We start from the raw sequence: 22,512 nt of genomic DNA on the forward strand, positions 1-22,512 counted from the left end.
CGAGGAGCGACCGATGACCACCTCACCAGCGGGACAACCTGTAACCTCGCCCACTTCCGGCGAACACGTCACGGCCGAGTCCTATGCGGCGGGTTCGACCGAGGCTCCCCTGTTGGAGGAGACGATCGGGACGAACTTCGAGAGAACCGTCTCCGTTCACCCCGACGTCGAGGCCCTCGTCGACGTCAGCACCGGTCGACGGTGGACCTATGCCGAGCTCAACACCGAGGTCGACCTCGTTGCCCGCGCCCTGCTGGCCGGTGACATCAAACCCGGTGATCGAGTCGGCATCTGGGCACCCAACTGCGCGGAGTGGACGATTATCCAATACGCCACCGCCAAGGTCGGTGCGATTCTCGTGACGATCAATCCGGCCTACCGCACCCACGAACTGGCCTATGTGCTACGGCATTCAGGTGTCCGGCTGCTCGTGTCGGCGACGAGCTTCAAGTCCTCCGACTACCGAGGCATGGTCGCCGAGGTGCGCCAGGAGGTGCCCGACCTCGAGGAGGTGGTGTTCCTGGGATCCGGCGACTGGGACACCTTGCGACAGCGCGGTGAACGGGTCTCGATCACAGACCTGCAATCCCGGCACGACGGCTTGATGCCGTCCGACCCGATCAACATCCAGTACACCTCGGGCACCACGGGCTCGCCGAAAGGGGCGGTGCTCTCGCACCGCAACATCCTCAACAACGGCTACTTCGTCACCGAACTCATCAACTTCCGTCCCGGCGACCGGCTGTGTATCCCCGTGCCCTTCTACCACTGCTTCGGCATGGTGATGGGCAATCTCGGCTGCACCACGCACGGCGCCACCATGGTGATCCCGGCAGCCGGCTTCGATCCCGGCGCGACCCTGGCGGCCATCGAAGCCGAGCGTTGCACCGCGGTGTACGGCGTGCCCACGATGTTCATCGCGATGCTTGCCCAGCCCGAGCTCGCGCAGCGCGACCTGTCGTCGCTGCGGACCGGGATCATGGCCGGTGCCACCTGCCCCATGGAGCTGATGAAGCGTTGCATCAACGAACTCCACATGCCCGAGGTCGCGATCGCCTACGGCATGACCGAGACCTCGCCGGTCTCATGCCAGACCCTCATCGACGATGACCTGGACAGACGGACCGCCACCGTCGGTCGCGTGCACCCGCACGTTGAGGTCAAGATCGTCGACCCGGATACCGGAGCCACTGTCCCGCGCGGTGTTCGCGGCGAGTTCTGCACGCGCGGGTACTCGGTGATGACCGGCTATTGGGACGACGACGACAGGACCCGGGAGGCCATCGACTCTCACGGATGGATGCACACCGGAGATCTCGCGGTGATGCGCGACGACGGCTACTGCCAGATCGTCGGGCGCATCAAGGACATGGTGATCCGCGGAGGCGAGAACGTCTATCCCCGGGAGGTCGAGGAGTTTCTTCACACCCACCCCGACGTCGAGGATGTCCAGGTCGTCGGGGTTCCGGACGAGAAATACGGCGAGGAGATCTGCGCGTGGGTGAAGATGCGATCGGGCGCTCGACCGCTGGACGCCGACACGGTGCGGGAGTTCTGCGTAGACCAACTCGCCCACTACAAGATTCCCCGCTACGTGCGCGTCGTCGACGAGTTCCCGATGACGGTGACGGGCAAGGTGCGCAAGGTCGAGATGCGTGCAGAAACTGTCCGGCTGCTCGGCCTCTGACCCGACCCCGGATCTTGCGCGTGCCGTCCCGCGGTTACTAGGATATCCAAGTATCTAGTCGGCGAAGGGCATGCTCATGACCAATCAGATCCCGCATTTCATCAACGGCAAGCGGTCCACCGGACAGTCGCCGCGCACCGCCGACGTCTTCAATCCCAGCACCGGTGAGGTTCAGGCGCAGGTGTCGCTGGCCTCGGCCGCCGACGTCGACACCGCAGTGGCCGGCGCCGCCGAGGCGCAGATCCAGTGGGCGGCGTGGAACCCGCAGCGCCGCGCCCGGGTGCTGATGAAGTTCATCGAACTGGTCAACCAGAACGCTGACGAGCTGGCCGACCTGCTGTCGCTGGAGCACGGCAAGACCCACGCCGACTCGCTTGGCGACATCCAGCGCGGCATCGAGGTGATCGAGTTCGCGGTAGGGATCCCCCACCTGCTCAAGGGCGAGTACACCGAGGGCGCAGGCAGCGGCATCGACGTGTACTCGCTGCGCCAGCCGCTCGGTGTCGTCGCGGGCATCACGCCGTTCAACTTCCCGGCGATGATCCCGCTGTGGAAGGCCGGGCCCGCCCTGGCGTGTGGCAATGCCTTCATCCTCAAGCCGTCCGAGCGTGACCCTTCGGTGCCGGTCCGGCTGGCCGAGCTGTTTCTGGAGGCCGGCCTGCCGCCGGGGGTGTTCCAGGTTGTACAGGGCGACAAGGAGGCCGTCGACGCCATCCTCGAGCACCCGGCGATCCAGGCGGTGGGCTTCGTCGGTAGCTCCGACATCGCCCAGTACATCTACTCCACCGCAGCGGCCAACGGTAAGCGCGCACAGTGCTTCGGTGGCGCCAAGAACCACATGATCGTGATGCCCGACGCCGACCTCGACCAGGCCGTCGACGCCTTGATCGGCGCCGGGTACGGCAGCGCCGGTGAGCGGTGCATGGCGATCAGCGTCGCGGTGCCGGTCGGCAAGGAAACCGCCGACCGCTTGCGCGCCCGACTGGCCGAGAGGGTCAGCGAACTGCGCGTCGGCCACAGCCTCGACCCGAAGGCCACCTACGGCCCGCTGGTCACCGAGGCCGCGCTCAAGCGGGTGCGCAGCTACATCGACGCGGGCGTGGAGGCCGGCGCCGACATCGTGGTCGACGGTCGCGAACGGACAAGCGACGACCTGCAATTCGGTGAGGAGAGCTTGGAGAACGGCTTCTTCATCGGACCCACGCTGTTCGACCACGTCACCACCGACATGTCGATCTACACCGACGAGATCTTCGGCCCGGTGTTGTGCATCGTCCGGGCCGGCGACTACGAAGAAGCGTTGCGGCTGCCGTCCGAACACGAATACGGCAACGGCGTGGCGATCTTCACCCGCGACGGTGACGCCGCCCGCGACTTCGTCAATCGGGTCCAGGTCGGCATGGTCGGCGTCAACGTGCCGATTCCGGTTCCGGTGGCCTACCACACGTTCGGCGGCTGGAAGCGGTCCGGCTTCGGCGACCTGAACCAGCACGGACCGCACTCGATCCTGTTCTACACGAGGACGAAGACCGTCACCCAGCGTTGGCCGTCGGGAGTCAAGGACGGCGCCGAGTTCGTCATCCCCACCATGAAATAGCCCGACGACCGCTCGCGCGAGGAGAAGTAGCGTTGGACTATTTCGGTCTGGACGACGACGAACGGGTGATCGCCGAGACGGCGGCTGCGTTCGCCGAGAAGCGCCTCGCGCCAGGTGCATTGCAGTGGGATGCCACCAAGCACTTCCCCACCGAAGTAATGCGCGAGGCCGCCGAACTCGGGATGGCCGCGATCTACTGCCGCGATGATGTCGGCGGCAGCGAGTTGCGTCGGCTCGACGCCGTGCGCATCTTCGAGCAGCTGGCGGCGGCTGACCCGACGGTCGCTGCGTTCCTGTCGATCCACAACATGTGCGCGTGGATGGTGGACACCTACGGCACCGACGAACAACGAAAGTCGTGGGTGCCTCGGCTGGCCTCGATGGAGGCCATCGCGAGTTACTGCCTGACCGAACCCGGGGCTGGATCCGACGCCGGTGCATTGCGCACCAAGGCCGTCCGGGCCGGCGGCGACGCTGGAGCGGACTGGGTCATCGACGGTGTCAAGCAGTTCATCTCGGGCGCCGGGGCGTCGGACATGTACGTCGTGATGGCTCGCACCGGAGGTGAGGGTCCGCATCCGAGAAGCAAGGGCATCTCGACGTTCCTGGTCGAGAAGGACGCGCCCGGACTCAGTTTCGGTGCCAACGAGTCGAAGATGGGCTGGAACGCACAGCCCACCGCGCAGGTGATCCTGGAAGGCGTGCGGGTGCCCGCCGACGCGATGCTCGGCGGCGCCGAGGGTGAGGGCGCCGGCTTCGGGATCGCGATGAACGGGCTCAACGGCGGCCGCATCAACATCGCCGCGTGTTCATTGGGCGGTGCGCAGGCCGCCTACGACAAGACCGCCGCCCACCTGCGCGACCGCGAGGCGTTCGGCGGCGCCCTGCTCGACGAACCGACCATCCGCTTCACGCTCGCCGACATGGCCACCGCATTGGAGACGTCGCGAAACCTGTTGTGGCGGGCCGCCCGTGCGCTCGACGAGAACCACCCCGACAAGGTGGAACTCTGTGCGATGGCCAAGCTCTACGTCACCGACTCGTGTTTCACCGTGGCCGATCAGGCGTTGCAGCTGCACGGCGGCTACGGCTACCTCACCGAGTACGGGCTGGAGAAGATCGTCCGGGATCTGCGGGTGCACCGGATCCTCGAGGGTACGAACGAGATCATGCGCGTGGTCATCGGGCGGTCGGAAGCCGCCAAGGTGCGCGCGTCCGCATAGGAGGAGCCGATCATGAGCACTGTCGCATTCCTGGGCCTGGGCCACATGGGCGGTCCGATGGCGGCCAATCTGCTTTCCGCCGGCCACACCGTGCACGGCTTCGATCCCGTGCCTGCCCTCAAAGACGCTGCGGCGCAGAAGGGTGCACGAGTGTTCGACAGCGGCGCCGCGGCCGCCGCCGACGTTGAGGTGGTCATCACCTCGCTGCCCAACGGTGACATCGTCAAATCCTGCTACGCCGAGATCCTGCCTGTCGCGCACGAGGGCACGCTGTTCATCGACACGTCGACGATCTCGGTCGACGACGCGCGCTCCATCAACGCCCAGGCCGCCGACCGCGGTTTCGCCCAGTTGGATGCGCCCGTCTCCGGCGGCGTCAAGGGTGCGACCGCCGGCACGCTGGCGTTCATGGTCGGCGGCGAGGAGTCCGCCGTGGAGCGGGCGCGGCCGGTATTGGAACCGTTGGCGGGCAAGGTGATCCACTGCGGCGCATCGGGCACCGGTCAGGCGGCCAAACTGTGCAACAACATGGTGCTGGCGGTGCAGCAGATTGCGATCGGTGAAGCGTTCGTGCTCGCCGAGAAGCTGGGGTTGTCGGCGCAGTCGCTGTTCGACGTCATCACCGGCGCCACCGGCAACTGCTGGTCGGTGCACACCAACTGTCCGGTGCCGGGTCCCGTGCCGACCTCGCCGGCCAACAATGACTTCAAGCCCGGTTTCGCGACCGCCCTGATGAACAAGGACCTCGGCCTGGCGATGGACGCGGTGAAGTCGACGAGTTCCAACGCCCCGCTGGGCAGCCATGCGGCCGAGATCTACGCGAAATACGCGGCCGACCATGCGGACAAGGACTTCAGCGCCGTGATCGAGATGCTCCGCAGCTGATTCAGCGGTCCTGGGCAGTGCCGAGCCAGGCACGGTTGCCGTACCCGTCCAGGTGGGCGACCTGCTCGACGGGCTTGCGTGTCGTCGGCCCGTACCGACCGCGCGGCCAGCCCAAAGGCACGACGCAGACGGGTGTGACGGTCAGCGGCAGGCCCAGGGTCTTGCGCGCCGACGTCACACTCCACAGCGGCAGGGTGATCAGTGATGCGCCCAGCCCCATCGCCCGCGCCGCGAGCAGCAGGTTCTGCACGCTGGGGTAGATCGATCCGAAGAACGACGACTCACCGACGAACGGCGATGGCACGTACGGCAACCGCATTCCACCGCGCAGACACGGCACCACCAGTACCGGGATCTCATCGAAGTGGTCCACCTGCCATTGCACGGCCCGCAGGATCTTCTGCATCGACTCGTCACTGCCGGCGACGCGCCGACCGATCCCGCCGTACAGCGACCAGGCCTGGCGGTAACGCTTGCCGAGTCGGCCCTTCACGGCGGCGTCCTTGACGACGATGAACTCCCAGTTCTGCCCGTTCGAGCCGGTGGGTGCCCGCAGGGCCAACTCGATGCACTTCAACACCACCGCGTCGTCGACCGGATCGGGAAGGACGCGACGCACGGCACGCTGGGTCATCATCGCGTCGACAAGCGGCATCTCCAGGCGGGCAAGCGCTTCGTCGGTGGACGGGATCGTGGTGGGAATATCAGCCATTCCCGCACGTTACCCTTCGCTGCTACGCAGCTGCGGCCTGATTCGCTGCTACGCAGCTGCGGCCCAATTCGCTGCTACGCAGCTGCGGCCCAATTCGCTGCTACGCAGCTGTCGGCTTGCGGAGCCTCCACCAGTTGGCATGCATCCGTTGGCAATCGGCGATCGTCAGTGGCGAGTCGCCGTCGAAGTTCGGCCGCACGGCCAGCGCCGTCGGAATGTCCGGGGTGCCCTCGCCGGTGACCACCACGGTCGCCAGGTCGGCCGCGTTCGCCGCCCGCAAACCGCAGGCCGAGCCGCTGACGGCGACCGCGTCCTCGGCGGACACGCCCAGGTCGTCCAGCGCGTGACGATGCGCTTCGGGATCCGGCATCGGCTTGGTGACGTCCTCGACGGCGACGACCGTCTCGACGAGTCCCTCGCCGATCAGTTGGCGCACCAGCGGCTCCACCCACGCCCGCCGGCCGTTGGCGACCACGGCCACCTCAACGCCTGCACCGACGGCGTCCATCACGAAGTCGACCAGTCCGGGCCGCGGCGACAGGTCGTGCTCGAGGATCAACTCGTCGAACATCATGGTCTTGGTCGTGTAGATCTCGTCGGCCAGCAGCGCGGTCAGCACGTCGGACTCGGTCGCCACGCACCGCTTCCGCAACTCCGCGGCGACACGCTGGCGCTCGTCGGTCAGCGCCAGCAGCTGCCGGTAGCGCGCTACCGACCAGTGGCAATCCAGCCCGTGGGCCGCGAAGGCCGCGTTGTACGCTACGCGGTGGCCGTCGCATTCGATGTCGGTCAGGGCGTCGAGGTCGAAGACCACGGCACGCAGGGCACATCGCGGATCGGAGGGCGAAGCGCAGTCCCACCAGAACCGGCCTGCGCGCCATGTCGTCTCATGCGTTGTCGGCATGGGAACAAGGGTGGCTCAAGTCACAACACCAAGACCTCCCCCAATCGGGGGATCGGGGATGCCAAGTTCCTCTACCACCGCAAACGGCACCTCTAAGGTTGGTGCCATGCCGAGCAGCTCCCCGGTGCGATTAGTGCTGGTCGACGACCACGAAATGGTCATCGAAGGCCTCAAGGCCATGCTGGCGGTGTTTGCCGACCGGGTGCAGGTGGTCGGGCAGGCGATCGGTGCCGAGCGAGCGCTCAGCGTCGTCGACGATCTCGACCCCGACATCGTGCTCTCCGACGTTCGCATGCAGGGTTCCAGCGGCCTCGACCTGTGCCTGGAGCTGCGCGAGCGCAATCCGGAGCGCAAGGTCGTCATGCTGTCGGTCTACGACGACGAGCAGTACCTGTTCCAGGCCCTGCGGGTGGGGGCCTCCGGCTACCTGCTGAAGAGCATCAGCAGCGACGAGCTGGTGCGTCAGCTGGAATTCGTGCACCGCGGCGAGACCGCGATCGACCCGGGCATGGCCGCGCGCGCCGTCGACACCGCGGCGCGGCTGCAGCGCGACGAATTCTGGCCCGGTGCCCGGCAGGGCCTCACCCAGCGGGAGAGCGAGATCTTGTCGTTCGTCGTCAACGGCCTGTCCAACCGCGCCATCGCCACCAAGCTGGTGATCGGCGACGAGACGGTCAAATCGCATCTCAGCTCGATCTACCGCAAGCTCGGGGTCAGTGACCGCACCGGCGCCGTGGCGACCGCGCTGCGTGAGGGGATCTACCAATGAGCAGCGGCCCACCCGACGCGGTACACGAGCTCAGCCAGTACGCCCTGGCCGCGGACCGCGAGCTGGGGCTGCTTCGCGAGCTGATCCAGGCGGCGTCGAAGGGTCCCGGCGTCGAACCCTTGGCGGCCGCCGCGGCGCGGATGATCACGGCGGCCACCGCCAGCGACGTCTGCTTCGTCCACGTCCTCGACGACAGCGACCGCTCGCTCACCCTCGCCGGCGCGACACCACCATTCGACTCGCAGATCGGCAAGATCAGACTGCCGCTCGGACAGGGCATTTCGGGCTGGGTGGCCAGTCACCGCGAACCCGTGGTGATCACCCAGGACAAGGAGTCCGACCCGCGGTACATGCCGTTCCAGTCGCTTCGGGGCTCGGATTTCACCTCGATGGTGTCGGTGCCGATGGAGACCGACCCGGGCGGGCTGGTCGGCGTGCTCAACGTGCACACCGTACAGAGGCGTGAATTCACCGAGCGCGACGTCGAGTTGCTGGTGGTGATCGGACGGCTCATCGCCGGTGCCATGCACCAGGCCCGGCTGCACCGCCAATTGGTCGCCCGCGAGCGGGCGCACGAGAACTTCGTCGAGCAGGTGATCGAGGCTCAGGAGTTGGAGCGGCGCCGACTCGCAGGCGATATCCACGACGGGATCTCGCAGCGACTCGTGACACTGTCGTACCGTCTCGACGCCGCGACCCGGTCCGACGACCCTGCCATCGTCGCCGAACAACTCGGCAAGGCAAGGGAACTCGTCGAGCTGACGCTGCAGGAAGCGCGCGCCGCGATCAGCGGCCTGCGCCCGCCGGTGCTCGATGACCTCGGACTGGCCGGTGGGCTGGCCAGCCTGGCGCGTTCGATACCGCAGATCGGCATCGACGTCGACCTCGCCGAAACCCGGCTGCCCGACCACATCGAGCTGGCGTTGTACCGGATCGCGCAGGAATGCCTGCAGAACGTCGTCAAACACGCCGACGCCAGCACCGCACGGCTGACTTTCGCCGTCGAGTCGGGCGACTCCGGAGACATCGCCCGACTCGAGATCATCGACGACGGAGTCGGTTTCGACACCTTCGAACACCCGCTCGGGGGCGATGACATGGGTGGCTACGGCCTGCTGTCGATGGCCGAGCGCGCCGAGATCGTCGGCGGCCGCCTGCACATCCGTTCACGACCGGGGGCGGGTACCGCGGTGACGGCCACGATCCCGTTGCCGTCCAGTCCGGCGGTCGCCGGCTCCGTGCGCGATGAGCGCTGATCGGTTGCGCGCGGCCGGCTGACCTTGCGCTAGAAGTCGCCGGAGTTCCTGCGCAGCGTCTGGATCGACCAGGCAAGGGCACGCGACTCCTCCTCGGACATGCCGATGTCGGAGAACACCTCTTTGTTCAGGGTGACCGTCGCGTCTTCGACCGTCGAGCGGCCGAGGTCGGTGATGCGCACCAGCGTGGTGCGGCCGTCGGTGGGGTGCGGTGTCCGTTCGACCAGTCCGTCGGCCTCCAGCCGCCGGATGGCGTGCGTGACGCTGGTGACGTGCACCTGCAGCCGGTCGGAGGCCTTGGTGATCGGCAGCGCGCCCGCTCGGGTGAAGGCCAGCAGGCGTAACAACTCGAATCGCGAAAAGCTCAGATCGTAGGGGCGCAACGCCGTCTCGACGCGCGCCAGCAGGATCTGGTGCGCGCGCATCACCGACGTCACCGCCACCATGCCGTCGGCCACCTCGCCCCAGCCCGACCGCTCCCAATTGGCGCGGGCCAACGCGATCGGGTCACGATCAGCGGGTTTCGACGGCTCCAGGGGCATGCCTCTTCATACCCCATCGCTGTCAGCGCGCCCGGAAGTTTCCCGTCACCGCGGTCTCACGGACGGCTCGAGGCCACCGCGGCCGACACCGCCCGCGTCGAGCGCCGGTCACCGACGGTGATCCGCACGCCACCGTCGGGGTAGTGGCGCACCTGCAATCCGCTGCTGTCGAACACCTCTGGCCACGGACGCTCGCCGAGCGGCAGGTAGAGGAAGTTGGCGTGGCTGTCGGTGCTGTACACCCCAAGCGACCGCAGCCGCAGCCGAAGGTGGTGCCGTTCACCGGTGATGTACCGGATCCGTTGCTGCAGCTGGCTGTCCGCGTCATACGACGCTGCCACGCCGACGAGGGCGGTGAGCGGGACACCGAAGGGCAACTGCATGGCCCACAGCCGGCGCGCCAGCCCCGAAGCGCAGAAGCCGTATCCGATGCGCAGACCCGCCAGCCCGTAGGCCTTCGAGAACGTCCGGATCACAACGACGTTCGGGTGCCGACTGATGATTGCGGCCGTATCGAGGCGGTGCGCCGCCGACAGGAACTCGAAATAGGCCTCGTCGAGCACCACAACGGTCTCGACGGAGACCTTCTGCAGGAACCGTTCGATGTCGGCGGCCGTTTCTACCGTCCCCGTCGGATTGTGCGGACGACAGATGACGACGACTCTCGCCTGCGCGGCCGCCGCGGCCATCGCGTCCAGATCGTGGCGACCGTGCCGGTCCAGCGCGACGGCCACCGTCTTCAACCGGGCGATCTGCGCGACGATCGGATACCCGTCGAACGTCGGAGCCGCCATCACGATCCTGTCGCCGGGACTCGTCACCGCCTGCAGCACCTGCATGACCACCCCTGTCGCACCGGCGCCGATCACGACCTGCTCATCGCGCACGCCGATGTGGGCGGCGATCAGCGCACGCAACCGCTGCGGCAGGTACTCCGGGTACCGGTTCGCGGCGTCGATCGACGCGGTGAGCGCCGACCGCACCGAGGGCAGCGGCGGGAACGGATTCTCGTTGAGCGACAAGGCCGACGGGTCCGCTGCGCTGGGCAGCGCACCGAGCGCCCCACCGCCGATGCGGGCCGGCGTCGCCATCAGCGGCCGCCCCATCGCACCGCGGCCGCGCCGGCGAAATCACCGGCGTGCGCGAACGCCGCCATCAAGATCACGTCACCGGCACGCAGCCGGTCATCCCGAATCGCGCGGTCCAGGTTGACCGGGATGGCGGCGGCGAACAGGTTGCCGCACTCGTCGAAGGTGTCGACGTGCCGCTCGGCGGGAAGCTCCAGAGCCTCGCGCCAGTTCCGGAGAAACACCCGGTTGGGTTGGTTGGTGACGAGCAGGTCGAGGTCTGCGGGTTTGACGCCGATGCGGTCACAGACCACGTAGGACACCTCGGGCACCTGGCGATTGCCCCGGGCCAGCACCTTGGTGATCTTGCTTTCGGTGAAGCCGATGTAGCCCTCCCCCGGGCCGGGCTGCCACCACTTGCGCGGCGGGTCGATCGCGATCGTCATATCGCCGGCGAACTCTCCGTAGGTGCGGCACTCGACGTCGAGTATCGGCGACCGCGGCGACACCGTCACCAGCCCGACCGCCGCGCCGTCGCCGGGCACCGCGGCCTGCGCCTTGCGCCGCACGCCCGGCTGGTCGAACACCTGCCCTGCGGCGTTCTGCGCGACGGCGATCAGGGCCGTGTGCCCCGCGCCCGAGGCCAGCAGCTGCTGGGCCAGCTTCAGACCGAGCACGAACGCCGCACAGCCCCCGTTGTGCAGGTCGAGCACCCAGTCCGGCCGCATGCCGAGGCGGTCTGCCATCGCACCGCCGCCGCCGTAGAACGGCATGTCGGGCATCTGGGTGTGGGTGATCAGCACGTCGACGTCGGAGAGCACGTCGGTTCCGTGCCGTTCGAGCAGGCCCGCCGCGGCGTGTTCCACCATGTCCACGGCCGTCTCGTCCGGCGCGACATGGTGGCGGAAGGACGGCGCGCGGAACATCACGTTGTCGCGCAGGTCGTCCGACTCGGCGAACTGCGCGTAGTAGTCGGCGCTGATCGGATCGCCGGGCAGGTAGGTGGAGACGTCCACCAGGCTGACGGTCCTCATCGCGTCCTCACCGCATCCAGTCCGGTGTCACGGGAAGACCGTTGCGGTGTCGATACTCGGCGATGGCCTTGAGGTTGCGCAACTCGAGCAGGTGGCCCGCGCCGAACATGTCCCAGAAGTCGCCCACCCATTCCGGCCGCTGCGGCGGGGCGGCGCCGGGGTAGGGGTTTCGGTCGTAGAAAGGGTGATGGCAGTTGGTCCACAGCACCACCGAACCCGGCTTGTCGAACACCAACTGCGCGTCCACGATTCGCATCAGGTAGACCATCCACAGGTGTGTGCCCTGGTCCCAGGCGCAGTGGTAGTCCACCGTCATCGCCGCCCTGTTCGCCACCGTCCGGGCAAAGATCCGGGTGTCCGGGGCGAGCAGGTCATAGCCCAGCCACAGCCCCGGCTCTTCGGTGGGGCTGAAACCACGCGTGCTGTACGTCCACTCCTCGAGGCATCGGGTGTCGGCCAGGTAGTCGAACAGCGCACCGGGCGGACAGTCGATGTAGCTGTTGACGGTGCAGTACTCGCCGAAGACCTGGTCGTGCGGGTAGACCGACCGCATCATCTCCATGATGAGCGGCGTGGCCTTCTCCCGGGGCGAGGTCTCGACCCGGATCACGCCGTCGAGCGGGTCGCCGGTCCCCGCCGAGTGGCGCCGGTGGGCGGTGATGTCGTCAAGCGCGCGGAATGGCATCGACGGTGCTCTCCTTCGAGTCATGCTGGGTCAGAAAGGCTGCGAACGGGGGAATTTCGTCCGCCGCGCACTCGACCGCGACCACCGACGGGCCGTCGGCCGCGAGCGCGGCGGCCAGCGCGCCGGGGAGGGCGTCGACGTCGGTGATGTCGGTCGCGGCCAGACCGGGGAACATCGCGGCGAGCCCGGCGCCCAGCCGACTGGCGCCGAACTTGTTGTAGCTGTAGGCGCCGCCGTAGAACGTCTGCTCACGCGTGACGCACATCGCGTGCGCATGGTTGTCGAACAGCACGAAGGTCACCGGCAGGCCGTACTGCACGGCGGTGTGGATCTCCATGCCGTGCATGTAGAACGAGCCGTCGCCGGCGATGACGACCGTCCGCCTGCCGCGTCCGAACGCCATGCCGATCGCCGCGCCGAAGCTGTAGCCCATCCCGCCCATCCCGAGGGCGACGAGGAACCGGCCGTCGCGGCGGGCAGGCAGATGGTGGATGGCCGCCGCTCCGATGTTGCCGGCGTCCACCGCGATGTCGACCCCGTCGGGCAACGTCCGGTCGAGCACCGTCATCGCGTCGCGGTAGCGAACACCCGGGCCGTGATGCTCGGGCGGGTGCAGCTCGCGGTGCACCACGTCGGTGGCCTCTCGAACCCGGATGGGCGGGCTCGACAGCGCAGCGGTCAACTGCGTCAGCGACGTGCGCAGGTCGTCGGTGTGGACGTGGGTGCAGGGCAGGTACGGCGCGGCGCAGCCGAGGGAGTACACCGCGGCCGTCGCCAGCGCGTCGTCCAGCCCGGCCCGCGCCGTCACCGTCATGCGGGTACCGATGAGCAGGCACACGCCGCTGCGGGCGACCGCCGCCGCGACCCCCGGGTGTCCCATCACCCCGGTCACGCCCAGGGCCGAAGCCGAACGCGATCCGAGTGTGGCCGCGACGTCCTTGGCGTCGGGCACCGTGGCCACGCGGGCGCACAAGACCGCCCGCAACGCCTCGAGTTCAACGCGGGCGTCGTCGCGCGCCACCTGCTCACCGGCGATGACCGTGACCGGACTGCCGGCCTCGCGCAGCGCGCGCACCAGCACACCGGGATCCCCGACCCGCCGTGACGGTTGCGTACACCCGGCGGCGCCGTTGCGGGGTATGGATGCCTGCTGGATGTCCTTGGGCAGCAACAGGACGGCGGGTCCACGCCGAGCGAGCGCCGCGGCGACCGCCTCGGTCAGCGCCGGCACGATCTCGGCGGGTGCCAGCACCCGTCGGCACTGCGCCGACACGGCGGAGAACAACGCCACGCCGTCGAGCGCGCCGTTGCGTCCGCTGGTGTCCTGGAAGGCGCCGCGGCCGTCGAGTCCGGTCGGTGGCTGCCCGATGAGGGCCAGCACCGGCACCCGGCTGGCCAGCGCCTCACCCAGGCCGGGCACGGTGTTCAGGCAGCCCCCGCCCGACGTCGCCGCCAGCACCCCGAGCCCGCAACCGCTGCGGCTGTAGCCGTCGGCCATGGTCGCCGCGGCGAACTCGTGCTTGGCCAGCACCGCGGTGATGTCGGTGCGCAACTGTGCCGCGTCGTAGAGGTCCTCGATGTTGGCGCCGTCCACGCCGAAGATGAGATCGACGCCGATCGCCGCAAGGTAGGACACGATGTGATCGACCACCCGATGTGTCGTCGCCATCCGTACCTGCTTTCCTTCGAAGCTCACCAGTGACACGGTGGCCCGGGCGACCCGGTTCAACTATGGCGTCAATTACACCCGGCGTTGCAACAGCACCTGTCCCGATTCGGGGGATACCAGTTGCACGGCGGCGATCTGGTCGGCTTGCAGCGGGGTGTTGGCGCTGGGCAGGGCCGTCGCACCGGAGAGCCCCAGCCAGGTGGCGATCTGATTGCGGCTGCCGTCGCGGCCGACGACCACCATCGCCAGTTGCTGCGGCGGCGCGTCGCGTCGGCCCCAGTCCCCGTAGGTGCAGGCCATGTCGATCCGTGTGCCCCAGCCGAACCCGGTCAACTCGACCGTGGCGTTGATCGGAGTGTCCGACACCTTCTCCATCGCCACCTGACTCGACGTGGGCGGCCTAGCCGGATCTTCCCCGAAGAGCGCAGGCCCGACGGCGAAGAGCAGGGCGACAGCGATCAGCGCGGCGGCCAGGCCCACGGCCGCCGACGTCAACCAGCGCCGCCGGCGCCTGCGCTCGCGCAGCCGGTCCAGCAGCGAATCGAGAACGTGCGCGGGCGGTTCGGAGTCGCCATCGGCGATCTCGGCCGCGTCGATGGTGGCGAGCAGCGCCGGAATGCCGCGCAACTCCTCGACCGCGGCGCGGCAGTGCGCGCAGGCACTGAGATGCGCTTCGTACTCGCGACGTTCCGGCTCGGACAACGAGCCAAGCACGTAGGCGGCATCCCACGTCGCGTAGCGATCGTCGACTTTCACGGCGCCACCCCCATCTCCTCGAGCCGCAGTCTCAGCGCACGCACCCCGTAGTGCAGTCGCGACTTGACCGTGCCCTCGGCGATGTGGAGGTCGGCGGCGATCTGCGCGGTGGTCCAGCCCTGGTAGTACGAGCGGCGGATGACCGCGCGGTGATCGTCGCTCAGGGCGCCGATCGCCTCACCGAGCAGCATCCGGTTCAACGCTGACTCCACCTCGTCGGGTCCGGGCCGGTCCGCGGCCATCTCCATGTCCGCGGTGCCGGATTCGCTGCGAAACCGTGCGCTGCGCCGCTCGTCGATGACCAGGTTCCTCGCGACGGTGAACAGCCAGGCTCGCGCTGACCTCTCGCTGTCCCCGGTCACCTCGGGATGGCGCCATGCACGCAGTAACGTCTCCTGCACCACGTCCTCCGCCCGAGCCGTATCACCCGTCAGCCGCACCGCGTAGCGCCAGATGGCGGCGGAGTGCTCGGCGTATAGCGCCCGCATCGCCTGGCTTTCGGCGGCCTCCGGGTTGTCCAAGTTCAACCTCCGTCATGGATACGAGGCTGGCCGGTGTCCGGTTCAGTATTGGCCGTCGACGCTGGACGCGGCGGGGAAAGTGCGCAGTCGGAACGGAGTCGGCTCAGGAACCCTGGGTCAGGATGCGCGGCCCGTCGTCGGTGGCGGCGACGGTGTGTTCCCAGTGCGCCGCGCGCGAGCCGTCGGCGGTGACGACGGTCCATTCGTCGTCCAGGACGATCGTCTTGGTGGTGCCCAGGCTCAACATCGGCTCGATCGCCAGCACCGATCCGGCGGCCAGGTGCGGGCCGCGGCCGGGAGCGCCCTCGTTGGGCAGGAACGGATCCATGTGCATCTGCCTGCCGATGCCGTGGCCGCCGTAGTTGGCGACGATGCCGAACTTGCGGTCGTAGCGCTTCTCGGCGGCGCGCGTCGCAGTCTCGATGGCGTGTGACACGTCGGTGAGCCGGTTGCCGGGCACCATGGCCGCGGCGCCGGCCAGCATGGCCTCGCGGGTGGCTTGCGACAGCGCCTCGTCGATGGGGATCAGTCGGCCGACGCCGAACGTGATCGCCGAATCGCCGTGCCAACCGTCGACGATCGCGCCGCAGTCGATGGACACCAGATCGCCGGCCGCCAGCTTCTCGTCGGCCGAAGGGATCCCGTGCACCACGCGGTCGTTGACCGACGAGCAGATGCTGGCCGGGTAGCCGTGATAGCCCAGGAACGACGGGACGCCGCCGCCGTCGCGGATCACCGACTCCGCGATCTCGTCGAGCGCGAGGGTGGACACCCCGGGAGCGGCGGCCTGGCGCACCGCGCGCAGGGCGGACGCCACCAGTGACCCGGCGACCGCCATGGCGTCGAGTTCCCCTGGGGTGCGCTGCGCGACGACTCGGCGGCCGCGCAGGCCCGGCAGGCTGACCACGCTTACTTGCCGAGCGCCCGCAGGGCCCGCGCGAAGACCTCGTCGAACGAACCGACCGCGTCGACCTGCTGCAGGTTGGCGTGGCTGTCCGTCTGGCCGTAGTACTCGAGCAGCGGATAGGTCTCGTCGCGGTACACCTGCATGCGGTTGCGGATGACGTCTTCGGTGTCGTCGTCGCGGCCGCGGGCCTCGAGCCGCTTGAACAGCTCGTCCTCGGAGACCTTGAACTCCAGCACGGCGTCGAGCTTGGTGTCGTGGCGCCTGAGCATGTCGTCGAGCGCCTTGGCCTGCTCGACCGAGCGGGGATACCCGTCGAGGATGAACCCGGCGGCCGCATCCTCCTGCTCGATGCGGTCCTCGACCAGCTTGTTGGTCAACTCGGAGGGCACCAGATCGCCGGCGTCGAGGTACCGCTTGGCTTCCACTCCTAGCGGGGTTCCGTCGCCGATGTTCTGCCGGAACAGGTCGCCGGTCGAGATCTGCGGGATGCCCAGCTTCTCGGAGAGCTTCTGGGCCTGGGTGCCCTTTCCGGCGCCGGGCGGTCCGAGCAGAACGACTCTCACTTCAGGAACCCTTCGTAGTTGCGCTGCATGAGCTGGCTCTCGATCTGTTTGACGGTATCCAAGCCCACGCCGACCATGATCAGAACCCCGACGCCGCCGAAGGGCAGGTTCTGGACCGGCCCGCCGCTTCCGACGGTGAGGAACAGGTTCGGCAACACGGCGATGGAGCCCAGGTAGATCGAGCCGGGCAGGGTGATCCGGCTGAGCACGTAGCGCAGGTAGTCCGCCGTCGGCTTGCCGGGGCGAATGCCCGGGATGAAGCCGCCGAACTTCTTCATCTCGTCGGCACGCTCATCCGGGTTGAAGGTGATCGAGACGTAGAAATAGGTGAAGAAGACGATCAGGGCGAAGTAGATCGCGATATAGGCGGGGCTGCTCGGGTCGGTCAGGTAGTTCGCGACGAAACGGCTCCACCAGCTGGTGCCGTCAGGGTTGGTGCTGCCGCTCTGGATCAGCTGGGTGATCAACTGCGGGATGTAGATCAGCGACGACGCGAAGATGACAGGGATGACACCGGCCTGGTTCACCTTCAGCGGCAGATAGGTCGACGTGCCGCCGTACATGCGCCTGCCGACCATGCGCTTGGCGTACTGCACCGGGATGCGGCGTTGGCCCTGCTCGACGAAGACCACACCGATGATGATGGCCAGCGCGCCCGCGCAGACCAGCGCGAACACCAGGCCGCCGCGGCTCTCCAGGATGCTCTGGCCCTCACCGGGCATCGCCGAGGCGATGCTGGCGAAGATGATCAGCGACATGCCGTTGCCGATGCCGCGCTCGGTGACCAGCTCGCCCATCCACATCACCAGGGCCGCGCCCGCCGTCATCACGATCACCATGACGACGAGGGTGAAGATCGGCAGGCCGTCGCTCTGACCCTGGATGATGTCAAGCGAGCAACCCTGCAGCAGCCCGCCGTTGGCGGCCAGTGCCACGATGCTGGTGCTCTGCAGGATGGCCAGGGCGATCGCCAGATAGCGCGTGTACTGCGTCATCTTGGCCTGACCGGCCTGGCCTTCTTTCCGCAGCTGTTCGAAGCGTGGGATGACCACGGTCAGCAGCTGCACGATGATGCTCGCGGTGATGTAGGGCATGACACCCACCGCGAACACCGACAGCTGCAGCAACGCGCCGCCGGAGAACAGGTTGATCAGCGAGTACAGCTGGCCCGCCTCGCCGCCACTGACCTCGGCGATGCACTCCTGGACGTTCGGGTAGTTGACGCCCGGTGACGGTATCGAGGCGCCGACCCGGTACAGGATCACGATGCCCAGGGTGAACAGGATCTTTCGCCTCAGGTCGACTGTCCTGAGCGAAGAGATGAAAGCCGAAAGCACTCTTCCTCCTGCGCAGCCGACCTGTTGATCGCGGCGTGCGGATGGGGCTGGATTCCACCAGCGTCTTGGTTAAGTCGTGTGCGGATCCCCGTCAGGCGCGCAGCCTGCGGAGTTGCCCGTCAAACAGTCTACGAGAGTAACAGCCGGGGTCCGATGGCTCCGCATTCCGCTGATCGTCTGGCACTCACGGCGACGTCTCAGTCATGAACTCCTCGATGAACACGTCGGGGAACATATCCGGGAACGTATGGTGGGACCGATCCGTTATATCGGCTAAGTAATGCACCGAGGGCATGGGAGACGAGATGGCACGCACCGAGGACGACACCTGGACCCTGGCCTCCAGCGTGGGGGCGACGGCCACGATGGTGGCAGCGGCGCGGGCGATGGCAAGCACCGGCGACGGCGCCCTGATCTCCGACCCGTACGCCGAACCGCTGGTGCGGGCGGTGGGCGTGGACTTCTTCACCAGGTTGGCCACCGGTGAGCTCACGGCGGCCGACCTGGATGTGGACAGTGCGTCGATGGGCATGCAGCGCATGACCGACAACATGGCGGTGCGAACCAAGTTCTTCGACGAATTCTTCACAGCGGCGGCCGAAGCGGGCGTCCGTCAGGCGGTGATCCTGGCCGCCGGCCTCGACGCGCGGGCGTACCGGCTGTCGTGGCCGGCTGGAACGAGCGTTTACGAGATCGACCAGCCCGAGGTCATCGAGTTCAAGACCCGCACGCTGGCCGCCCTCGGGGCCCACCCGACCGCCGAGCGTCGCACCGTGTCGATCGACCTGCGCGCCGACTGGCCCGCCGCGCTCATCGACGCGGGATTCGATCCCGACCAGCCGACGGCGTGGAGCGCCGAGGGGCTGCTCGGCTACCTGCCGCCGGAGGCACAGGACCGGCTGCTGGACACCGTCACCGCGCTCAGCGCGCCCGGCAGCCGGGTCGCGGTCGAAAGCGTGCCCAACACCGCCGCGGCCGACCGCGAGAAGGCCTTCGAGCGTATGCAAGAGGCTTCGCAGCGGTGGCGCAGCCACGGGTTCGACCTGGACTTCGCCGAGCTCGTCTATCTCGGCGAGCGCAACGAGGCCGGTCAGTACCTGGCCGACGGCGGCTGGCGACTCACCCGTCGCACGGTCGCCGAACTGCTGACCGACAACGGCCTGCCCGCGCTGTCGGAGGAGGAGGACTCGGCCGGTTTCGGCGAACTGCAGTACGTCACGGGGATCCTCCCCGGAGGCGAGGAGGACTAGATTACTGAGTTCGTGAGCCGGAGCGACGCGGACAGCTGGGATCTGGCCTCCAGCGTGGGCACCACCGCGACGATGGTGGCGGCGGCCCGCGCGGTGGCCAGCCGGGAGGCCGATGCGCTGTTCGACGACCCGTTCGCCGCCCCGCTGGTCCGTGCGGTCGGCCTCGAGTTCTTCACCCGCCTTGCCGACGGTGAGATCGAGTTGGAGGACGGCGACGTGGCCGGTGCCCGGTTCATGGCGCGCGTCATCGCGGTGCGGACCCGGTTCTTCGACGACTTCTTCCGAGACGCCGGCCATGCGGGCGTCCGGCAGGCGGTGATTCTGGCCTCCGGCCTGGACTCGCGGTCCTACCGGCTGCCGTGGCCGGACGGGACGGTCGTCTATGAGATCGACCAACCGCAGGTCATCGAGTTCAAGGCGACGACCATGGCGTCGATCGGTGCGGCGCCTGCCGCGCACCTGCGCACGGTCGGCATCGACCTTCGCGACGACTGGCCGAACGCGCTGCGCGCGAGCGGCTTGGATCCCGACCAACCGACCGCGTGGAGCACCGAAGGCCTGCTGGTGTACCTGCCGCCGGACGCGCAGGACCGGTTGTTCGACGACATCACCGCGCTCAGCGCGCCGGGCAGTCGGCTGGCGACCGAGTACCACCCGGACGCGGCGGCGGCGATCGGCGCGCGGGCCAGGGCGATCAGCGAGCGGTGGGGTGACGAGGCCGTCACCAACCTCGACATCTCGCAGCTGTTTTATCCGGGTGAACGCAACCATGTGGTCGATTACCTCGGCGAACGTGGTTGGCAGGTGTCCGCCCGGACCCGACCGGAGGTGTTCGCCGCGTACGGCCGAGACTTCCCCGACTCTGAAACCCTTGCGCCGATGCGTGATTCGCTCGCAATCGTCGCCGCGAGAACCTAGGAGAGCAGATGGCCCGCACCGACGACGACTCGTGGGACCTGGCGTCCAGCGTGGGCTCCACCGCGACCATGGTGGCCGCGCAGCGCGTGCTGAGCCACCGCGAGGGACTGATCGACGACCCGTTCGCCGAACCGCTGGTGCGCGCGGTGGGGCTCGACTTCTTCCTTCGGGCGCTCGACGGCGAGGTCGACCTCGACGCCATCGACCCCCGCTTCAACGCGCGCCGGGCCGCCGAGGGGATGGCGGTTCGGACCCGGCATTTCGACCGGTTGTTCACCGACGCCTCGGCCGTCGGTATCCGCCAGGCGGTCATCCTGGCGGCCGGACTCGACGCCCGCGCCTACCGGCTGACGTGGCCGGGCGGCACCGCGGTGTACGAGCTGGACCAGCCGGAGGTCATCGCGTTCAAGGACGACACGCTCGCACGACTGGGCGCGCGACCGGCTGTCAACCGGCGCGCAGTGGCGGTCGACCTGCGCGACGACTGGCCGAAAGCCCTGAGCGACAACGGGTTCGACGCAATGAAACCCACCGCCTGGATCGCCGAGGGACTCCTGATCTATCTGCCGCCCGAGGCGCAGGATCTGCTGTTCGACCGGATCGACGCGCTCAGCGCGCCGGGCAGCAGGCTCGCCACCGAGCACATCCCCGACATCAGCATGTTCTCCGACGAACGGTCGCAGGAGATCGCCGACCGACTCCGCAAGTACGGGCACGACATCGAGATGCGCGACCTCATCTACCACGGCGAGCGCAACGATATCGTCGACTACCTGAACGCACGAGGGTGGGACGTCACGGCGCAGAGCATGCGAGACGCGTACGCCGCCAACGGCTTCGACTTCCCGGACGAGGAGACCATCGGGATGTTCGCCGACGTCAGCTATGTGGCGGCGGCGAAGCGCTGAGTTCCAGGAACCGGCCGTAGCGGTCCTGCGTCGCCGCCACCCACGCGGCGTCGGGTTCGACGACGCGTTCGGTGGCGGCCCAGCGCGCGGCGTCGGACAGCGACGACTCCAGACCGGCCGACATGCGCGCGAGAAACGCCGCCCCCAGCGCGGCGCCCTCGGCGACGGCCGACACCCCGACGGGCAGGCCGGTGGCGTCGGCGATGGCCTGCATCCACGGCGCGACACGGGTGCCGCCGCCGGTCGCCACGATGCGGGTCGCGGGCGCGCCGCTCATCTCGATGAGCTGGCGCACCACGAAGCCCGACGCCTCGAACCCGGCGCGGCGGATCGCCGCGCCGTCGTGCGTCAGATCGAGCCCGTCGAGCACGCCGCGACGAAACGGATCGTGGTGCGGCACGCGTTCCCCGCGCAGATACGGCGCCCACACCGGGACACGACGCGGATCCACCGCGTCACCCGGTGCGACGGCCCGGTCCAGCCAGCCGAGGAACAGTCCGCCTGCGTTGCTCGGCCCGCCGATCTGGCACTTGCCCGGCGCGGTGTGCGGCAACGTCCACAGCCCGGGCACTTCCCGATACTCCGGAATCGTCACCCACACGATCAGCGTGGTGCCGCACAGCACGAGCACGTCGCCGTCGGTGTCGGCCCCGGCGACGACCTGCTCGCACACCGCATCGACCGCACCGGCGCCCAGCAGCGTGTCTCTACCGCGCACCGTGCCGACGGCCTCCCCCGACCCCGCGATCCGCGGGAGCTGGCCGGGCGTCACAGCGCAGTCCGCACACACCGGTTCACTCCAGCCCGCGCCGTCGAACAACGGGTACATGGTGCTGGCGGTGGCGTTGTCGATCACCGCCTCGCCGGCCAGCGCGTGATTGGCCAGCGCGGCCGCCGGCCAGTAACCCGGCGCACCGGGCCGCTCCCCCGCCGTCCAGCGGAGGAACTCCACCGCCTCGCCGGACAGGAACCGGGCGTCGGGACGGCCGGTTGCGCCGCGGCCCCGCTCGTCGCCGTAGAGCAGGCCCGGTGTCTGCGGAGCGCCGTCGGCGTCTACCGCGGTCAGCGACGGCACCATCGCGGTGACGGCCACGGCGGCGGCGTTTAGGCGGCCCAGCGCGTCCAGCGCCGCAAGCGGGCCGCGTCGCCAGGCCTCGCCGGCGTCGTGCTCGAGGCGGTCGGGCGTCGGCACCCGCACCGCGTGCGGGACCCGGGTTCGCGCGGTCACCCGGCCGTCCTCGTCGACCGCCACCGCCTTGACCGAGGTGGTGCCGATGTCGACGCCGATGACCGCTTTGGCTGACACGCCGGTCACCGTACGC

The 22,512-nt window shown here is 68.5% G+C and carries 22 protein-coding genes; 9 read left to right on the plus strand and 13 right to left on the minus strand.

The window, feature by feature from the left end:
* The first annotated feature begins 13 nt into the window (after window positions 1–13).
* The 4 genes from K3G64_RS03870 to mmsB all read left to right on the plus strand — a co-directional run bounded on the left by K3G64_RS03870 (window position 14) and on the right by mmsB (window position 5,392).
* The gene (locus K3G64_RS03870; RefSeq protein ID WP_238889140.1) at window positions 14–1,687 is read left to right on the plus strand and encodes an AMP-binding protein; all 1,674 of its coding nucleotides are present in this window, start codon (window positions 14–16) and stop codon (window positions 1,685–1,687) included.
* A 76-nt stretch (window positions 1,688–1,763) separates the two neighbouring features.
* The gene (locus K3G64_RS03875) at window positions 1,764–3,284 is read left to right on the plus strand and encodes a CoA-acylating methylmalonate-semialdehyde dehydrogenase (protein ID WP_238889141.1); all 1,521 of its coding nucleotides are present in this window, start codon (window positions 1,764–1,766) and stop codon (window positions 3,282–3,284) included.
* A 32-nt stretch (window positions 3,285–3,316) separates the two neighbouring features.
* Complete coding sequence (locus tag K3G64_RS03880; RefSeq protein ID WP_238889142.1) at window positions 3,317–4,507, plus strand: acyl-CoA dehydrogenase family protein; 1,191 nt, start codon at window positions 3,317–3,319, stop codon at window positions 4,505–4,507.
* Window positions 4,508–4,519: 12 nt separating this feature from the next.
* Window positions 4,520–5,392 (plus strand): 3-hydroxyisobutyrate dehydrogenase, encoded by an 873-nt coding sequence (gene mmsB, locus K3G64_RS03885; protein WP_238889143.1) that lies wholly within the window; start codon window positions 4,520–4,522, stop codon window positions 5,390–5,392.
* 1 nt (window position 5,393) lies between these two features.
* On the opposite strand, the gene K3G64_RS03890 is transcribed toward mmsB, so the two are convergent.
* Both K3G64_RS03890 and K3G64_RS03895 read right to left on the minus strand, forming a co-directional pair.
* Window positions 5,394–6,104 carry a nitroreductase family protein gene (locus K3G64_RS03890; RefSeq protein ID WP_238889144.1) on the minus strand — a complete coding sequence of 237 codons (711 nt, stop codon included), beginning with the start codon at window positions 6,102–6,104 and terminating at the stop codon, window positions 5,394–5,396.
* A gap of 100 nt (window positions 6,105–6,204) precedes the next feature.
* Window positions 6,205–7,008: an HAD family hydrolase gene (locus tag K3G64_RS03895; protein ID WP_238889145.1), complete on the minus strand. Its 804-nt coding sequence runs from the start codon at window positions 7,006–7,008 to the stop codon at window positions 6,205–6,207.
* 106 nt (window positions 7,009–7,114) lie between these two features.
* Between K3G64_RS03895 and K3G64_RS03900 the strand changes: the two genes are divergently transcribed.
* Together K3G64_RS03900 and K3G64_RS03905 are read left to right on the plus strand one after the other, a co-directional pair.
* On the plus strand, window positions 7,115–7,777 hold the full coding sequence (locus K3G64_RS03900; protein WP_238889146.1) for a response regulator: 663 nt from the start codon (window positions 7,115–7,117) through the stop codon (window positions 7,775–7,777).
* The gene (locus K3G64_RS03905) at window positions 7,774–9,033 is read left to right on the plus strand and encodes a GAF domain-containing sensor histidine kinase (RefSeq protein ID WP_238889147.1); all 1,260 of its coding nucleotides are present in this window, start codon (window positions 7,774–7,776) and stop codon (window positions 9,031–9,033) included. The genes K3G64_RS03900 and K3G64_RS03905 overlap by 4 nt, the downstream gene beginning before the upstream one ends.
* A gap of 29 nt (window positions 9,034–9,062) precedes the next feature.
* Here K3G64_RS03905 and K3G64_RS03910 read toward each other — a convergent pair whose 3' ends face one another.
* From K3G64_RS03910 to secY, 10 genes are all read right to left on the minus strand, one after another.
* The gene (locus tag K3G64_RS03910) at window positions 9,063–9,575 is read right to left on the minus strand and encodes a MarR family transcriptional regulator (protein ID WP_238889148.1); all 513 of its coding nucleotides are present in this window, start codon (window positions 9,573–9,575) and stop codon (window positions 9,063–9,065) included.
* Window positions 9,576–9,631: 56 nt separating this feature from the next.
* On the minus strand, window positions 9,632–10,666 hold the full coding sequence (locus K3G64_RS03915; RefSeq protein ID WP_238889149.1) for a pyridoxal phosphate-dependent aminotransferase: 1,035 nt from the start codon (window positions 10,664–10,666) through the stop codon (window positions 9,632–9,634).
* Entirely contained in the window at window positions 10,666–11,676 is a 1,011-nt protein-coding gene (locus K3G64_RS03920) for a 3-oxoacyl-ACP synthase III family protein (RefSeq protein WP_238889150.1), read from the minus strand. The genes K3G64_RS03915 and K3G64_RS03920 overlap by 1 nt, the downstream gene beginning before the upstream one ends.
* A 7-nt stretch (window positions 11,677–11,683) precedes the next feature.
* The gene (locus tag K3G64_RS03925) at window positions 11,684–12,361 is read right to left on the minus strand and encodes an SRPBCC family protein (protein ID WP_238889151.1); all 678 of its coding nucleotides are present in this window, start codon (window positions 12,359–12,361) and stop codon (window positions 11,684–11,686) included.
* Entirely contained in the window at window positions 12,342–14,030 is a 1,689-nt protein-coding gene (locus K3G64_RS03930; protein WP_238950394.1) for a thiamine pyrophosphate-binding protein, read from the minus strand. Before K3G64_RS03930 ends, K3G64_RS03925 begins: the two co-directional genes overlap by 20 nt.
* Before the next feature lie 72 nt (window positions 14,031–14,102).
* Window positions 14,103–14,786: an anti-sigma factor family protein gene (locus K3G64_RS03935; RefSeq protein ID WP_238889152.1), complete on the minus strand. Its 684-nt coding sequence runs from the start codon at window positions 14,784–14,786 to the stop codon at window positions 14,103–14,105.
* Complete coding sequence (locus tag K3G64_RS03940; protein ID WP_305071273.1) at window positions 14,783–15,307, minus strand: sigma-70 family RNA polymerase sigma factor; 525 nt, start codon at window positions 15,305–15,307, stop codon at window positions 14,783–14,785. The genes K3G64_RS03935 and K3G64_RS03940 overlap by 4 nt, the downstream gene beginning before the upstream one ends.
* Window positions 15,308–15,410: 103 nt before the next feature.
* Window positions 15,411–16,214: a type I methionyl aminopeptidase gene (gene map, locus K3G64_RS03945; RefSeq protein WP_238889153.1), complete on the minus strand. Its 804-nt coding sequence runs from the start codon at window positions 16,212–16,214 to the stop codon at window positions 15,411–15,413.
* A gap of 2 nt (window positions 16,215–16,216) precedes the next feature.
* Window positions 16,217–16,777: an adenylate kinase gene (locus K3G64_RS03950; RefSeq protein ID WP_238889154.1), complete on the minus strand. Its 561-nt coding sequence runs from the start codon at window positions 16,775–16,777 to the stop codon at window positions 16,217–16,219.
* Window positions 16,774–18,114, minus strand: coding sequence for a preprotein translocase subunit SecY (gene secY / locus K3G64_RS03955; RefSeq protein WP_238889156.1), 1,341 nt, complete (start codon window positions 18,112–18,114; stop codon window positions 16,774–16,776). The genes K3G64_RS03950 and secY overlap by 4 nt, the downstream gene beginning before the upstream one ends.
* Window positions 18,115–18,419: 305 nt before the next feature.
* Between secY and K3G64_RS03960 the strand changes: the two genes are divergently transcribed.
* Genes K3G64_RS03960 through K3G64_RS03970 form a run of 3 tightly spaced genes read left to right on the plus strand, consistent with a single transcriptional unit; the run spans window position 18,420 to window position 21,190 of the window.
* Window positions 18,420–19,364 (plus strand): class I SAM-dependent methyltransferase, encoded by a 945-nt coding sequence (locus tag K3G64_RS03960; RefSeq protein WP_238889157.1) that lies wholly within the window; start codon window positions 18,420–18,422, stop codon window positions 19,362–19,364.
* Window positions 19,365–19,376: 12 nt separating this feature from the next.
* The gene (locus K3G64_RS03965) at window positions 19,377–20,282 is read left to right on the plus strand and encodes an SAM-dependent methyltransferase (protein ID WP_238889158.1); all 906 of its coding nucleotides are present in this window, start codon (window positions 19,377–19,379) and stop codon (window positions 20,280–20,282) included.
* A gap of 8 nt (window positions 20,283–20,290) precedes the next feature.
* Window positions 20,291–21,190, plus strand: coding sequence for an SAM-dependent methyltransferase (locus K3G64_RS03970; protein ID WP_238889159.1), 900 nt, complete (start codon window positions 20,291–20,293; stop codon window positions 21,188–21,190).
* Here K3G64_RS03970 and K3G64_RS03975 read toward each other — a convergent pair.
* Window positions 21,162–22,505 carry a xylulokinase gene (locus K3G64_RS03975; RefSeq protein ID WP_370647091.1) on the minus strand — a complete coding sequence of 448 codons (1,344 nt, stop codon included), beginning with the start codon at window positions 22,503–22,505 and terminating at the stop codon, window positions 21,162–21,164. The two genes, K3G64_RS03970 and K3G64_RS03975, sit on opposite strands and share 29 nt — an antisense overlap.
* Window positions 22,506–22,512: the final 7 nt, after the last annotated feature.

It is taken from the genome of Mycobacterium sp. IDR2000157661 (assembly GCF_022317005.1).
Taxonomy (GTDB): Bacteria; Actinomycetota; Actinomycetes; order Mycobacteriales; family Mycobacteriaceae; genus Mycobacterium.

Coding starts and splice junctions, on each gene's coding strand:
- K3G64_RS03925 (WP_238889151.1), bottom strand. CDS start 12,361: ATGCCATTCCGCGCGCTTGACGACATCACCGCCCACCGGCGCCACTCG.
- mmsB (WP_238889143.1), top strand. CDS start 4,520: ATGAGCACTGTCGCATTCCTGGGCCTGGGCCACATGGGCGGTCCGATG.
- K3G64_RS03970 (WP_238889159.1), top strand. CDS start 20,291: ATGGCCCGCACCGACGACGACTCGTGGGACCTGGCGTCCAGCGTGGGC.
- K3G64_RS03960 (WP_238889157.1), top strand. CDS start 18,420: ATGGCACGCACCGAGGACGACACCTGGACCCTGGCCTCCAGCGTGGGG.
- K3G64_RS03905 (WP_238889147.1), top strand. CDS start 7,774: ATGAGCAGCGGCCCACCCGACGCGGTACACGAGCTCAGCCAGTACGCC.
- K3G64_RS03875 (WP_238889141.1), top strand. CDS start 1,764: ATGACCAATCAGATCCCGCATTTCATCAACGGCAAGCGGTCCACCGGA.
- K3G64_RS03895 (WP_238889145.1), bottom strand. CDS start 7,008: ATGCCGACAACGCATGAGACGACATGGCGCGCAGGCCGGTTCTGGTGG.
- K3G64_RS03870 (WP_238889140.1), top strand. CDS start 14: ATGACCACCTCACCAGCGGGACAACCTGTAACCTCGCCCACTTCCGGC.
- K3G64_RS03930 (WP_238950394.1), bottom strand. CDS start 14,030: ATGGCGACGACACATCGGGTGGTCGATCACATCGTGTCCTACCTTGCG.
- K3G64_RS03910 (WP_238889148.1), bottom strand. CDS start 9,575: ATGCCCCTGGAGCCGTCGAAACCCGCTGATCGTGACCCGATCGCGTTG.
- K3G64_RS03920 (WP_238889150.1), bottom strand. CDS start 11,676: ATGAGGACCGTCAGCCTGGTGGACGTCTCCACCTACCTGCCCGGCGAT.
- K3G64_RS03890 (WP_238889144.1), bottom strand. CDS start 6,104: ATGGCTGATATTCCCACCACGATCCCGTCCACCGACGAAGCGCTTGCC.
- K3G64_RS03900 (WP_238889146.1), top strand. CDS start 7,115: ATGCCGAGCAGCTCCCCGGTGCGATTAGTGCTGGTCGACGACCACGAA.
- K3G64_RS03915 (WP_238889149.1), bottom strand. CDS start 10,666: ATGGCGACGCCGGCCCGCATCGGCGGTGGGGCGCTCGGTGCGCTGCCC.